The sequence below is a fragment of the Planococcus sp. 1R117A genome (assembly GCF_051417975.1).
GTDB lineage: Bacteria > Bacillota > Bacilli > Bacillales_A > Planococcaceae > Planococcus > Planococcus shenhongbingii.
This window is the reverse complement of record NZ_JBPRLO010000001.1, coordinates 1,140,767-1,155,742: the sequence shown is the minus strand read 5'-3', so window position 1 is coordinate 1,155,742 and position 14,976 is coordinate 1,140,767. Positions and strand designations below refer to the sequence as shown.

General features: G+C 43.4%; 11 protein-coding genes and 1 rRNA gene. 5 read left to right on the top strand and 7 right to left on the bottom strand.

Going from position 1 to position 14,976, the window contains the following annotated elements; all coding sequences use genetic code 11:
- The 7 genes from ACSFXN_RS05440 to dnaA form a co-directional block, all read right to left on the bottom strand.
- A 16S ribosomal RNA gene (locus ACSFXN_RS05440) occupies nucleotides 1-286 on the bottom strand; the annotation flags it as partial.
- Between the two features lie 696 nt (nucleotides 287-982).
- The gene (gene gyrA, locus ACSFXN_RS05435; RefSeq protein ID WP_300990864.1) at nucleotides 983-3,565 is read right to left on the bottom strand and encodes a DNA gyrase subunit A; all 2,583 of its coding nucleotides are present in this window, start codon (nucleotides 3,563-3,565) and stop codon (nucleotides 983-985) included.
- A 30-nt stretch (nucleotides 3,566-3,595) separates the two neighbouring features.
- Complete coding sequence (gene gyrB, locus ACSFXN_RS05430; protein ID WP_437149170.1) at nucleotides 3,596-5,524, bottom strand: DNA topoisomerase (ATP-hydrolyzing) subunit B; 1,929 nt, start codon at nucleotides 5,522-5,524, stop codon at nucleotides 3,596-3,598.
- Nucleotides 5,525-5,787: 263 nt separating this feature from the next.
- Nucleotides 5,788-6,900 (bottom strand): DNA replication/repair protein RecF, encoded by a 1,113-nt coding sequence (recF, locus tag ACSFXN_RS05425; RefSeq protein WP_300990863.1) that lies wholly within the window; start codon nucleotides 6,898-6,900, stop codon nucleotides 5,788-5,790.
- A complete protein-coding gene (gene yaaA, locus ACSFXN_RS05420) occupies nucleotides 6,890-7,129 on the bottom strand; it encodes a S4 domain-containing protein YaaA (RefSeq protein ID WP_437149135.1) in 240 nt (79 codons plus the stop codon). Before yaaA ends, recF begins: the two co-directional genes overlap by 11 nt.
- 107 nt (nucleotides 7,130-7,236) lie before the next feature.
- Nucleotides 7,237-8,373 (bottom strand): DNA polymerase III subunit beta, encoded by a 1,137-nt coding sequence (dnaN, locus tag ACSFXN_RS05415; protein ID WP_437149134.1) that lies wholly within the window; start codon nucleotides 8,371-8,373, stop codon nucleotides 7,237-7,239.
- 171 nt (nucleotides 8,374-8,544) lie between these two features.
- The gene (gene dnaA, locus ACSFXN_RS05410) at nucleotides 8,545-9,891 is read right to left on the bottom strand and encodes a chromosomal replication initiator protein DnaA (RefSeq protein WP_437149133.1); all 1,347 of its coding nucleotides are present in this window, start codon (nucleotides 9,889-9,891) and stop codon (nucleotides 8,545-8,547) included.
- Between the two features lie 701 nt (nucleotides 9,892-10,592).
- Here dnaA and rpmH point away from each other — a divergent pair.
- From rpmH to mnmE, 5 genes are all read left to right on the top strand, one after another.
- Complete coding sequence (gene rpmH, locus ACSFXN_RS05405; RefSeq protein ID WP_006830546.1) at nucleotides 10,593-10,730, top strand: 50S ribosomal protein L34; 138 nt, start codon at nucleotides 10,593-10,595, stop codon at nucleotides 10,728-10,730.
- Between the two features lie 80 nt (nucleotides 10,731-10,810).
- Nucleotides 10,811-11,152 carry a ribonuclease P protein component gene (gene rnpA / locus ACSFXN_RS05400; protein ID WP_437149132.1) on the top strand — a complete coding sequence of 114 codons (342 nt, stop codon included), beginning with the start codon at nucleotides 10,811-10,813 and terminating at the stop codon, nucleotides 11,150-11,152.
- A gap of 61 nt (nucleotides 11,153-11,213) precedes the next feature.
- Nucleotides 11,214-12,035, top strand: a complete 822-nt coding sequence (gene yidC, locus ACSFXN_RS05395; protein WP_301856032.1) for a membrane protein insertase YidC — start codon at nucleotides 11,214-11,216, stop codon at nucleotides 12,033-12,035.
- Nucleotides 12,032-12,763, top strand: coding sequence for an RNA-binding cell elongation regulator Jag/EloR (gene jag, locus ACSFXN_RS05390; RefSeq protein ID WP_300990857.1), 732 nt, complete (start codon nucleotides 12,032-12,034; stop codon nucleotides 12,761-12,763). The genes yidC and jag overlap by 4 nt, the downstream gene beginning before the upstream one ends.
- An 827-nt stretch (nucleotides 12,764-13,590) precedes the next feature.
- Nucleotides 13,591-14,976, top strand: coding sequence for a tRNA uridine-5-carboxymethylaminomethyl(34) synthesis GTPase MnmE (gene mnmE, locus ACSFXN_RS05385; protein ID WP_437149131.1), 1,386 nt, complete (start codon nucleotides 13,591-13,593; stop codon nucleotides 14,974-14,976).

Sequence of the window (14,976 nt, the reverse complement as noted above, 5' to 3'; positions counted from 1 at the left end):
GTCGCCTTGGGAGGCCGTTACCCCCCCAACTAGCTAATGCGCCGCGGGCCCATCCGGCAGTGACAGCGTGAGCCGTCTTTCCGTCGGCTCCCAGGCGGGAGCCGAACCTATTCGGTATTAGCCCCGGTTTCCCGGAGTTATCCCGATCTGCAGGGCAGGTTGCCCACGTGTTACTCACCCGTCCGCCGCTGAAAACCTGGAGCAAGCTCCAAGTTCTCCGCTCGACTTGCATGTATTAGGCACGCCGCCAGCGTTCGTCCTGAGCCAGGATCAAACTCTCCATTATAGAAGAAATTGATTGCTCAATGTTCTGCTGGCGTCTCGCCATCCCGAAGGATGCGCGAGTCGCTTGATCTAGCACGCTTGATCAGTAGTGTTTTGCTCCGGTCGCACGCGACCTTCGCAGAATGTGGGTGCCGCGTTCGGAACGCGGTCCCCACTATTTGTTGACGTTTTGCATTCAGTTTTCAAGGTTCAGGTTTTCTTTTTGTTAACGCCGCACTCATTGGCGACTTGATTAATATACCATGCTTAACTTTCCGCGTCAACTGTTTTACGAAAAAAACTTCTGCTTAAAGTAAATTCTTTTTCTTTCGGGAAACTTCTTGGATTTTATAGGTGTTTTTCTTTAGCAGGTTCGATGAAATTCTCAAGTAGATTTACTTAGGCCTAATAGTTGAGCTGCAATAAAACTTTCATCTGCAAAATTCCACATCCCCTATATAGAAGAAAGAACGAAGCCCATAAATAGATCGTTCAAATTTGCCGGTGCAGATATTATTCGCCGGCTCTGTCATTCTATTGCATCTTACTCGCCTTTTGCACAAAAGACTTGGGTTAGCTGCTTACAGAAACTTAGATGCTCTTTCTCGATATCGCCAAAATCACAAAGACATATCAAATTAAAACACCGCCACTGATAAAGAGATGAATTCATTTCAGCCAAATAAAAAAGCCCGCTGACAAATCAGCGGGCCGAAAATTATTCTGCGTCTTCTTCAATTTCTTCTTCTACATGATCGATCTCTTCATTAGCGACAACTTCATCTTCAGTATAGACATCCGCTCCAGCACTTTCTTCAATCAATGCTGCATCGGCATCTCCTTCAGCTTCTTCTTCCTCTTCAGGAATTTCAATATCTTTTTTCACTCGTGCTACTGTTGCAACCGTTTCTTCTTCAGCCAGTTTGATCAACCGGACGCCTTGCGTGCTTCTGCCAGTCTGCGAAATATCATTAACATCCATACGGATCAAAATACCATTGATGGTGATCAGCATAATGTCTTCTGTTCCATTGACTGTCCGCACAGCTACAAGCGGTCCGTTTTTGTCTGTAATCTGGCAAGTCTTGATACCCATACCGCCTCTGGACTGAACTCGGTATTCGGATTCTTTCGTCTGTTTGCCATAACCTTTTTCCGTGATGACCAGAATATTATCTCCTGGATTCAAAACTTCCATTCCCACAACACTGTCGCCTTCACGCAATCGGATACCGCGTACACCGCTTGCTGTCCGACCCATGCTGCGAATATCGGTTTCAGGGAAACGGATCAGTGCACCATCACGGGTACCGATGATCATTTCCTGGTTGCCGTCTGTCAGTTTAACAGAAATCAGTTCATCTTCTTCACGCAGACCGATGGCAATCAAACCATTTTGGCGGATATTGGCATAATTTGAAACCGGTGTCCGCTTGCTGAGGCCTTCGCGTGTTGTAAAGAAGAAGAACGCATCTTCCTTAAACTCTTTGACACGGATTACGGCTGTTACTTTTTCATCTTTGCTGATTTCCAGCAAGTTGACTAATGGAAGGCCTTTCGCCGTTCTACCATATTCCGGAACTTGATAACCTTTTTTGCGATATACTTTTCCTTTGTTCGTAAAGAACAGGATGGTATCGTGCGTAGACGTGTAAAGCATGTGCTCAACGAAATCGTCTTCATTGGTGCCCATTCCCTGTACGCCGCGGCCGCCACGATTCTGGCTGCGGAACGTGTTTGCCGGCATCCGTTTCACATAACCGTTATGAGTTAATGTCAACACAGAAGCTTCTACCGGAATTAAATCTTCATCTTCAAACATCTCAGTTCCGCCTGTGGTGATTTCAGTTCTGCGGTTATCGCTGAAACGCTCTTTCACTTCAGTCAATTCTTCACGGATAATTTCAAGAATCCGATATTCATTCGCTAAAATTTCGCGCAGTTCATCAATTAACTTAACCAGACCTTGATACTCTTCCTCAATCTTGTCGCGTTCCAAACCAGTCAAACGCTGCAGGCGCATATCCAAAATCGCTTGGGACTGGCGCTCTGACAAATCAAAATTACTCATCAAGCCGTTGCGGGCTTCTTCTGTCGTTTGAGAACTGCGGATCAACGCAATAATTGCATCGATATGATCCAAGGCAATGCGCAAACCTTCTAAGATATGAGCGCGGTCTTCCGCTTTCGCCAAATCAAATTGTGTACGGCGGCGGATAACTACTTTCTGATGTTCTAAGTAATGGAAAAGCACTTCTTTTAAGCCGAGAACTTTCGGATGGCCATCTACAAGCGCCAGCATATTGATTCCAAAGCTTGTTTGCATCGCTGTTTGTTTATATAAATTATTCAACAAAACACTTGCGCTCGCATCTCGGCGGACTTCAATAACAATGCGCATGCCGTTGCGGTCAGATTCGTCCCGCAAGTCGGTGATGCCGTCAATTCGTTTATCGCGCACAAGTTCCGCAATCTTTTCAATCAAGCGAGCTTTATTCACTTGGAATGGGATTTCATTGACAATGATGACTTCTTTGCCATTCGGTTTTGTTTCGATATCAACCACTGAACGGATCATGATCGAGCCTTTGCCTGTTTCATAGGCACGGCGGATACCGCTGCGCCCTAAAATAATGCCCCCTGTCGGAAAGTCAGGGCCAGGGATAAATTCCATTAATTCTTCTGTAGTAATTGCTGGGTTTTCAGCTAGAGCTAAAACTCCATCAATGGTTTCTCCCAAGTGATGCGGTGGAATATTTGTAGCCATTCCGACGGCAATACCAGAAGTTCCGTTAACCAATAAATTCGGGAACCGGCTTGGCAGAACAACAGGTTCTTTTTCTTGGCCATCGTAGTTGTCTCTATAATCAATTGTATTTTTATTCAGATCCCGCAATAATTCCATCGAAATTTTCGACATTCTGGATTCCGTGTAACGCATCGCAGCTGCTGAATCTCCGTCGACTGACCCAAAGTTTCCGTGTCCATCTACCAGCATATAGCGATAACTGAAATCCTGAGCCATGCGGACCATAGTTTCATACACAGCTACGTCACCGTGAGGGTGGTATTTACCAATAACGTCTCCAACGATACGTGCTGACTTTTTGTAAGCCTTATCTGAAGTAATCCCTAGATCATGCATTGCATATAGGATGCGGCGATGTACAGGTTTTAACCCATCACGCACGTCCGGTAAGGCACGGGATACGATAACACTCATGGCATAATCCAAGAATGACGTACGCATTTCCGTACTTATATTTATTTCTTCAACACCACTGCTAGGCCGTTCAGCCATATCCGCAGCCTCCTCTCAACTCTACATCGCTTAAACGTCTAGATTTTTAACGTATTTCGCATTTTCTTCGATAAAATTGCGGCGCGGTTCGACGTCGTCTCCCATTAGAATATGGAAAGTTTCATCTGCCACCATTGCATCGGTTAACGTAACTTGCAGCAGGGTCCGGACATCCGGATCCATTGTCGTATCCCATAGCTGTGTAGCGTTCATTTCTCCTAACCCTTTATAGCGCTGAATATTCGGCTTTGGTGTTGGAGACAATTTTCCAAGCGCATCTTTCAATTGCGCATCGGTGTACACATAATCTACGTGCTTACCTTGCTTGATTTGGAACAATGGCGGCTGGGCAATATAGATATAGCCTGCTTCAAGCAATGGCCGCATGTAACGGAAGAAGAACGTCAGTAACAGTGTACGGATATGGGCACCATCAACGTCAGCATCCGTCATGATAACAACTTTATGGTAACGCGCTTTCGCCAAATTAAACTCTTCACCGATTCCAGTACCAAGTGCTGTAATAATATTTCGAATTTCAGCATTCGTAAGGATTCTGTCAAGGCGCGCTTTTTCAACATTCAGGATTTTACCGCGCAATGGCAAAATCGCTTGGAAATGCCGATCACGGCCTGATTTTGCCGAGCCTCCCGCAGAATCACCCTCAACGATATAGATTTCACTAATTTTCGGATCCCGAGAAGAGCAATCCGCCAGTTTACCAGGCAAGCTTGATACTTCAAGGACCGACTTCCGGCGTGTAAATTCACGGGCTTTTTTGGCAGCCATGCGGGCATGAGAAGCCATGATGCCTTTTTCAATAATTTTGCGTGAAACAGATGGGTTCTCCAAAAGGAATCGCTCAAAACCGCCTGAGAACAAGTTATTGACAATAGGGCTGACTTCCGTATTGCCGAGTTTCGTCTTGGTTTGGCCTTCAAATTGAGGGTTCGGATGTTTAATCGAAATGATGGCAGTTAACCCTTCCCTAACGTCATCGCCTGTCAGATTGGCATCTTGTTCTTTCAGCATGCCATTTTTACGGGCATAATCGTTTACAACGCGAGTCAAGGCAGTTTTAAAGCCGGATTCGTGCGTTCCGCCTTCATGGGTATTGATATTATTGGCAAATGAAAAAATATTGGCAGCATAGCCTGCATTATATTGCATGGCCACTTCTACAGAAATGCCGTCTTTTTCAGCTTCCACGAAAATCGCTTCATCGTGGAAAGGATCTTTGGATTTATTTAAATGTTCGACGTAAGATTTAATGCCGCCTTCAAAATGATAGACTTTCTCTTTCTCTTCGCCTTCGCGTTCATCTCTTACAATAATTTTCAAGCCGCGGTTCAAATAAGCGAGTTCCCGCAGGCGATGGTCCAGAAGATCAAATTCATAGACAGTGGTTTCTTTGAAAATATCAGCATCTGCTTTAAACCGGATCGTCGTTCCTGTGTTTTCAGCTTCGCCGATCACATGCAGCTCTTCTGTTACCGCTCCGCGTTCAAACTTGATATAATGCCGTTTCCCATCACGGTTAACGTAAACTTCTGTCACTTCAGACAATGCGTTTACAACCGAAGCACCTACACCGTGCAAGCCGCCGGATACTTTATAGCCGCCGCCGCCGAATTTACCGCCTGCGTGTAGAACAGTCATAATGACTTCTACTGCCGGACGGCCCATTTTTTCCTGCATGCCGACGGGAATTCCCCGGCCGTTATCTTCTACTCGGATCCAGTCATCGGGTTCGATTGTTACTTGAATTTCGTCACAATAACCTGCCAGCGCTTCATCGATACTATTATCCACGATTTCCCACACCAAATGGTGAAGTCCTCTTGAACTTGTTGAACCGATATACATTCCGGGTCTTTTGCGAACAGCTTCCAATCCTTCTAAAACTTGAATCTGATTTGCATCATATGATGGTTGAAGATCTTTTTCTTCCATTGCCATTGCGTTCACCTACTCTTCCTTACAACATTCTGTTTCCTCTAGCTAACTTATAATTTGTGTTGCTGAATTTTTTTCAAAATGGCTTGGGCCCGCAAAGGCGAGCCGTAAGTAAAATCATCCGTCACAATATATGATTTTACTTTCTCTATAGGGACAAGCAGCTGTATAAAAGCAGCCGGCACCTGGTTTTCATAAGTTATGACGGCAATTATGTCGATTATGCGGATGGTCTGCTTTTTTCCAATCTGGATGTAAATAGCCGGTCACTCCTTAACCATCCCTTGTGCCACTTCGAAAAGACGGGCATTTTGAATGGTTTCATGCTGGATTCCGTCTACACTCGTCGTTGTTACAAATGTCTGGACAGAACCATGAATGGTGTTAAGCAAATGAGATTGCCGATAATCATCCAATTCCGATAAAACGTCGTCCAATAGAAGCACCGGTGCTTCTCCGACTTCCTGCTTAATCAATTCGATTTCCGCTAGCTTTAAAGACAGTGCGGTGGTTCTTTGCTGGCCTTGCGAACCGTAAGTCTGGACATCGTAGCCATTGACAAAAAACTGTAATTCATCACGGTGCGGACCGACAAGTGTCAAACCACGCTCTATTTCCCGTTTTCGTACTTCAGCCAGTTTTCGCTCTAAAAAAGACGCCATCTCTTCAGGCGTCCATTCGGGCTTTAGACCGCTGATTGGTTGATAGCGGATTTGAAGTTGTTCCAGCCCGCGAGAAATGCCGTGATGGATAGGTTCGGCCCATTTTTGCAATAACTCCATGAACTGATAGCGTTTTCGGATAACTTTCACAGCTGCTTCGATAAACTGGTCCGTGTAAACATCAAACATGACGTCATTAATGGCTTGTTTACCGTAGTTTTGTTTCAATATATGATTTCGTTGCTTTAAAAGTTTTTGATACATTGACAAGTCATGCAAATAGACGGGTGAAATTTGGCCGATCTCCATATCAATAAAGCGCCGACGAACTTGCGGACTCCCTTTTACTAAATTCAAGTCTTCGGGAGCAAACATCACTACGTTTAACTGGCCAATATAATCACTGAGCCGCCGTTGTTCCAAATGATTGACTTTTGCCTTTTTCCCTTTTTTAGACAAGATGATTTCCAAAGGCAATTTACCATATTTACGGAAAACATCAGCCTTTATTTTACCATAATCCGCTTCCCAGCGTATCAATTCTTTATCATTGGTCGTTCTGTGGGATTTCGCCATAGATAAGACATACAATGATTCCATTATATTGGTCTTTCCTTGAGCGTTCTCTCCAATAAAGACATTGATTTCTGGGGAAAAAGACAAATCCAATGTTTCGTAATTCCGATAATTCAAGAGTTCAAGGCGGTCAATCCACATCGAAGCTCATGCCTTCGGCTACAACTATACGAAACTCCCCATTTTCAGGAATTTTTACCGTATCGTTTGGACGCAGCTTGCGGCCTCTACGATCTTCAGCTTCTCCGTTTACAAATACTTCATGTTCACTGAGAAACCATTTCGCCATTCCTCCCGAACTAATAATATCGGTCTTTTTAAGTAGTTGGCCCAGTGTGATAAATTCTGTGTCAATTGCGATTTCTTTCAAAATGCACTCATCCTTCAATTCGTAGTCTATCCCTCTACTTTACCCTATTTAGGGTAAAAAGTAAAAAGGATAGCCTGTATGGCTATCCTAGAGGGTGGTTTCTCTTTTTAATATGTTCGGACAGGAAGAATTAATTGCAAAATGGAATCATCCAATGCCGATTTCAAAATGAAAGGACGCATGGCTCCAGTAAATTGAATTAGAACGTCCTGGCCATCGATTGCTTTTAAAGCATCCATCATAAATTTAGCGCTAAAAGAAATCTTCAGCTCTTCGCCTTCAATGCTTTGCGCTTGAAGCTGCTCTTCTACTTTACCGACTTCCGGAGAATTAGAAGAAACTTCTACTTCGTTGCCGGAAGTGGTGGAAAAACGCACCACGTTATTGCGTTCTTCGCGGGCTAATAGTGAAGCACGGTCAATTGCTTGAAGCAATGAACGTCCATTAACGGTCACTTCTGTTTTGTATTCAGATGGGATCAGGCGGGATGTGTCTGGGTAATTGCCTTCAAGCAGCCGGGAGAAGAACAAAATGTGTTTGGATTTAAACAACACTTGCTGATTCGTCATAACGATTTCAACGGGGTCTGAGTTGTCATCCAGAATTTTATTCAATTCAGTTAAGCTTTTCCCAGGAATTACAACACTGTATTCCCCTTCAGGCAAAGTTTCCAATTTTGTTTTGCGGCGGGCTAAACGGTGGCTGTCTGTCGCTACACAAACCAATTCCCCTTCTTTTACTTCCCAGTGAACACCAGTCAATACCGGGCGGGTTTCTGAACTTGATACTGCAAATACCGTTTCACGATTGATTGTTTTTAATAAGTCAGCCGGAATGGTGAACAAACGGTCATCTTGAATGTCCGGAAGCTGTGGATAATCCAGTGCATCCAAACCGATCAAGTGGAATTCAGATTTTCCAGAACGGATATGTGTTTGGAAATTCCCTGTAATTTCAATTTCCACTTCATTGGTCGGCAGTTTGCGAATAATTTCTCCAAATACTTTCGCCTGGAGCACAATGCTTCCGCCTTCAGTAACGCGAATGATTTGTTCCCCATCTTCTTCAGCCGGGATGAACGTCTGGATTGTGATATCTGAATCACTGCCTGTTAATCTCATTCCTTCTGAAGAAACATCCATTTTAATTCCCGTTAAAATCGGAATCGTTGTTTTTGAACTTACCGCTTTCATTACATCATTTAAACCTTCGACTAAACGTTCACGCATTATCTCGAATTTCATTCTCGAACCTCGCTTATATATATATTTTATTTAGAGATCTTTAAGTAATAATAGTAGTAGGGGCTGTGAATATGTGGATAACCCTAATTTACTGAATAAAGGCAGCTTATCCACATGTAGATAAGCTGTGCACAAGCTGCCCTTTAAAATATTGGGTTATCCACAAGTGAATTACCCTTTGCCAAGCGCACTTCTGATATCTTTTACATCTTGCTGGAGCTGCTGATTGTCTTTCAACATTTTTGAAATCTTCTCATGGGCATGAATGACCGTCGTATGGTCACGTCCCCCGAATTCTTCCCCGATTTTAGGCAAAGAAAAATCCGTCATTTCACGGGACAAATACATAGCCACTTGACGAGGATATGCAATATCTTTCGTGCGGCGTTTTGTTTTAAAATCCTCTAATTTAACATTAAATTGATCTCCGACTGCATGCTGGATGTCCAAAATCGTGACAACTTTAGGCTTGGAGTTCGGCATAATATCTTTTAATGCTTCCGCAGCAAGTTCTGCACTCATATCGCGGTTTATTAAAGAGGAATAAGCTACAACACGGATTAAAGCCCCTTCAAGTTCACGGATATTCGAGTCGATCGAATTAGCGATATACGTCATAACATCGTTCGGGATATCAAGGCCGTCTGCTTTCGCTTTTTTGCGCAGAATTGCAATCCGCGTTTCCAGATCCGGCGGTGTAATATCTGTGATTAATCCCCATTCAAAGCGGGATCTTAGGCGATCTTCCAACGTCGGAATTTCTTTTGGGGGCCGGTCGCTGGAGATGATAATTTGCTTTGATTCTTCATGCAGCGTATTAAAAGTATGGAAAAACTCTTCTTGCGTCTGCTCTTTACCGGCCAAAAATTGAATGTCATCAATCAAAAGAATATCGACACTGCGGTATTTATTGCGGAAATCAACGGTTTGGTTATCACGAATCGAATTGATGAATTCGTTCGTAAATTTCTCCGAAGACAAGTAAACCACTTTGGCATCCGGGTTGTGTTCGAGGACATAATGTCCTATTGCGTGCATTAAATGTGTCTTGCCAAGTCCTACTCCTCCATAGATAAACAGCGGATTATACGCTTTTGCAGGGGCTTCAGCTACTGCCAATGAGGCAGCGTGAGCAAAGCGGTTGCCGGATCCAATAACAAATGTGTCAAATGTATACTTTGGATTCAGCATGCCAGGAAGAAATTCCTGATGCTCATTTTGCCCTGGTTTTATGCGAGGGGCAGGAAGTTGAAAATCGTCCATATCCTGATCTTTTGGCACAACAAATTTTATCAGCAGATCATTGCCTGTGGAATCCGAAAGAATTCCAGTAATTAAATGCACGTAATGGTTTTCCAACCAATCACGTGCAAACGAATTAGGCGCTGAAATTGTCACTGTGTCATTCTGATAGGATAAAAGTTTTGTTGATTTTAACCATGTTTCAAAACTGGGTTTGGAGATTTTAGTTTCAACTTGGGCTAAGACACTCGACCAAAGTTCGTCTAAGTGTTCCAATAGCTCTTCTCCTTTATATGTAAAATATTTTTTAAGTATACCATACACAAAATCACAGCTTGTGGATAACCTTTATAAACAAGCCCGTGAATAACTATCCACATCTTACCCACAGTTTGTGGATAACTTATTTAGAGTAAAAATTATTAACAAGTGAAAACAAGTTAATGTTAACAAAAAAACTGAGACATTACAAGAAGTTCTTAAACTTATCCACATTTACTTTATTGTGCACAACAAAGCTATCCACAGGGGCTTTATATGTGAGGAAGTTGTAGATAAGGGGTGTGGATAAAAAAACTAGAAAAAAATTGGTGCACAATAATAATTCTGTTTTCTGGAACGATTGTGGATAACTTGATTCGAAGGAGGGAGAAGAGAAAAGGCTATTTTTGATGCTGTTTTGAAAGAGATAAGGGATTTTCTTTCTTGCTTAAACGGTATGTGCCGATCTGGTTGAAAATCGGCAAGAAGTCGGAATTAGGCGGCCAAATAAATGATGGGATTTTTATCTGTATATATAGAAACTGTTCTATAAGAGAAGCATTCGCCAGGAATTCTCTCTTCGGCAAGTTTGCGTCAGAACCGCAGAATCTTATGTTGTCTTTTTAATAAGACATTGACATTTGATGCATTGCGACTATATAATAGTCAAGACTGTCTTTGAGAAAAGAGTTAACTTTTATTCAGGAGGTGTCACCATGACATTACGCACATACCAACCAAATACACGTAAACACAGCAAAGTACACGGCTTCAGAGCACGTATGAGCACTAAAAACGGACGTAGAGTAATTGCCGCACGCCGTCGTAAAGGAAGAAAAGTATTATCAGCTTAAGTCCACTGACCGCATCAGTGGTCTTTTTTTCTTTTCTGCTGAATTTCAGTGGAAATGAACCAAAATAAGCAGGTGAAAAAATGAATAAGCACCAACGAATCAAGAAAAACGCCGAATTTCAGCGGATCTTCAAAAAAGGGAAGTCCTTTGCGAATCGCCAATTTATCGTTTATATGATGAAAAGCGATCAGCCAGAGTTTAGGCTGGGGTTATCTGTCAGCAAAAAAGTAGGAAACGCAGTTACGCGAAACCGCATTAAGCGTTATATACGGCAAACATTCTTGGAATTAAAAGAAGATTTGCTGCCAAATGCGGATTACGTTATTATCGCCCGGCAACAGGCGGCCGAATTGGATTTTCACGAAAGCAAGAAAAGTTTGGAACATGTTTTAAAAATTGCGCGTGCTCTGCCTAAGAAGTAGAAAGAGATATCGTTTGAATGTTATTATAGAAGTAATTGAAAAATAGTTTGGGGGAAGAAGGTTGAATAAGCGAATAGTTCTGCTTATTTCACTGGTGGCAGCAACTCTGCTGCTTGCCGGTTGTACTGAATTCGATCAGCCAATCAGTGGAAAAAGTGAAGGATTTTGGAACGAATTTATAGTCTGGCCATTGGTAGCAACAATCACGTATTTCAAAAACTTACTTGGAACATACGGATTAGGGATTATTGCAGTGACCATTATCATCCGATTAGCTTTGTTGCCATTAATGATCAAACAAACCCGCAGTTCTAAACGGATGCAGGAAGTGCAGCCGAAACTGAAAGAGCTGCAAGCAAAGTACAAGTCGAAAGACGCAGTAACTCAGCAGAAATATCAGCAGGAAATGATGGCTCTTTTCTCAGAAAATGGCGTTAATCCAATGGCTGGCTGTCTGCCGGTATTGATTCAAATGCCGGTATTGATCGGTTTTTATCATGCAATCAGCCGGATGAACAGCACACCGTCAATCGATTTAGGAAGCTTTTTGATTTTCCCTCTCGCTGAACCGAGCATTATCCTGGCTATTATTGCGGGTCTTATGCAATTCATCGTATTGCGGACTGGGCCAGCAATGGACAATCCGCAAATGAAAATCATGATGTACTTTATGCCGGTTATGATTATAGGCTTCGGGATTGTCTTACCGTCTGCATTAACGTTGTATTGGGTAGTCGGAAACATAATTTCTCTTATTCAGAACTTGGTTATTTACCGTCCATGGGAAAAGAAAGATGTAGCGTTAGCGGCAACGCCAGCAGCTGCGTCGAAAAAAGAAGTGAAGCAACCTGTTAAAACGAAAGCAGGAGGGGCTAAAAAGTGAAACAGATTACGCAAACGGGTACAACTGTTGAAAACGCGATATCTGCAGCATTAGAAAAACTCCAAGTGACACGTGACGAAGTAACCATCCATGTGATTCAAAGTGAAAAAAAGGGATTTTTGGGCTTTGGCTCAAAACCGGCTGAAGTAGAAGTGACAGTGAATGAGCCAGAAGCTGCGCCGCTTGTAAAAGAGGAAGCAGTGGCGAAAACAGCTGTCATCGAACCGGAAGAGATTTTAGAGAAATTGGTGGAAGAAGCGCCCAGTGAGTCAAATGAACAGGCGATCCAAGAAACCAAAGACTATATTCAATCGATTGCAAAAGGCATGATGATTGAAGATTTGAAAATCACCCATCAACAGAACGGCAAACAAGTCAGTTTTTATTTAGAAAGCGAAAAAGTGGCCATGCTGATTGGAAAACGGGGGAATACCTTAAACTCTCTTCAGCAGCTTGCCCAATTAGTCGCCAATAAATATTCCAACCAATTTATGATGGTTGAGCTGGACGCTGAAAATTATCGGGAGCGCCGGCAGGAAACACTGGAACAATTAGCTGAACGCATGGCTGACAAAGCAATTCGAACAGGAGGGCGTGTTCAATTTGAGCCAATGCCATCCTACGAACGAAAAGTGATTCATCAGGCCTTGTCCCGGCGGATGGATATCGATACGTACTCGGAAGGCAAAGATCCGAATCGCTATCTTGTAATTGAACCTCTAAGATAAAAGCAGTTTGATCAGTTATTGAATAAAATAAAGTGGACGGTTTGCTTCCGGGCAAGCCGTTTTTTTATGGCTTTTTAATGAAACTTTACAAAAAGTCAAGCGCTCTGCCTTTCGAATTACATCCATTTATGCTAATGTAATATGTTAGAAAGTCGTGTGCTTTTACTAGTTGTCCACATGTGGACAACTTTTTTAAAGAGAAAATTTGATTTTTTAGTTTAAAAAGTCTGGGGATAAGTTTTATGGCCAGATTTTTATTTTTTGACCATTCAAGCGTTTACGCTTTTTTACTAATTTAATCAGTTGTTTTAGGTTTTTTGAATTGTCTAGCTGCAAGAGCCAGCTTCTCGGGTCATAAGCCACTCCGGTGTCTAGTTCAGTGCCTAGCTCTTCGGGTCATAAGTCAACCCAGCTGTGTGGCAAAATGCGCCACTTCACTGGTTCATCTTATGCCTGTCAGAGCTAAACAGGCACTTCTACTTTTCGAGGCTGTGCGGCAAAAAGCGCCGCTTCGCCGGATCGTCTTATGCCTGTCGAAGCTGAACGGCTCTTTCCGCTTTTCAGATTGTCTAGCTCCGGTGCCCAGCCCCTCGAGGTCGCTTCAGTCTGACCAGCAATGGCAAAAAAACGCCATTACCGGCCAGACTTCCAGCACTTGTCGGGGCTACATGGACACCTACGCTTTTCTAAATTGTCTAGCTGCAAGAGCCAGCTTCTTGGGTCATAAGCCACTCCGGCTGTGCAGCAAAAAGCGCCGCTTCGCCGGATCGTCTTATGCCTGTCGAAGCTGAACGGCTCTTTCGCTTTTCTATATAAGGAGGAATATCATGGAATTCGATACAATTGCTGCGATTTCCACGCCAAGCGGTGAAGGCGCTATTGCCATTGTCCGTTTAAGCGGACCGGAAGCAATCGGGATTGCAGATAAGCTGTTCCGAGCGCCGAGCGGAAAGAAATTAGCAACGCAGGCCACGCATACGATACATTATGGGCATCTGGCGGATCCGTGGACGGAGGAAGTAGTGGAAGAAGTCATGGTATCGTTCATGAAAGCTCCAAAAACGTTTACCCGCGAAGATGTTATTGAAATAAATTGCCACGGCGGCATTGTGTCCGTCAACCGTGTATTGGCATTGGTGCTTCGTGCAGGTGCGCGACTGGCAGAACCTGGTGAATTTACGAAACGGGCATTTTTAAACGGCCGCATCGATTTATCACAGGCTGAAGCAGTCATGGATTTAATCCGCGCTAAAACGGACCGGGCAATGGATGTGGCGCTCAACCAAATGGAAGGGCGCTTGTCGAAGCTGATCGGGACGCTGCGCCAGGCTTTGCTTGAATCCATTGCACAAATGGAAGTGAATATCGATTATCCGGAATATGACGATGTGGAAGAAATGACGCGTCCGATTATGCTTGAAAAAGCCCAATGGGTGCGATCGGAAATTGAAAAATTGCTGCAGACCTCTTCTCAAGGAAAAATTTTAAGAGAAGGGCTTTCCACCGTTATTGTCGGCAGGCCGAATGTTGGAAAATCGTCTCTTTTGAACAGCCTAGTGCAGGAAAACAAAGCAATCGTAACAGAAATAGCGGGGACCACCCGTGATATAATAGAGGAATACGTGAATGTCCGCGGTGTGCCGCTGCGTTTAGTGGACACAGCCGGAATCCGTGAAACGGAAGATATAGTGGAGCGAATCGGCGTTGAGCGGTCACGCAAAGTGTTGAAAGAAGCAGACTTGATCCTTTATGTATTGAATTATTCGGAAGCCTTAACTGCAGAAGATGAATTGTTGTTTGAAGCGGTGAAAGATATGGATTATATTGTAGTCATCAATAAAACCGATTTGCCGAAGAACATAGATCTGAATCAAGTACAGGAATTGGCGGGCGACAAAATGCTGGTGACGACTTCTTTAATTGAAGAAGAAGGGATCGACCAGCTGGAAGAAGCCATCGCTGAATTGTTTTTTGAAGGCCAGATTGAAGCAGGGGATATGACCTATGTTTCTAATGCGCGCCATATTGCCTTGCTGCATCAAGCGCATCAGACAATTTCAGATGCCATTGAAGCAGCGGATATGGATGTGCCGGTCGATATGATACAAATAGATGTTACTCGAACATGGGAAATTCTTGGGGAAATCATTGGCGATACCGCTGACGATGGCTTATTGAACCAATTATTTTCTCAGTTCTGTCTAGGGAAATAA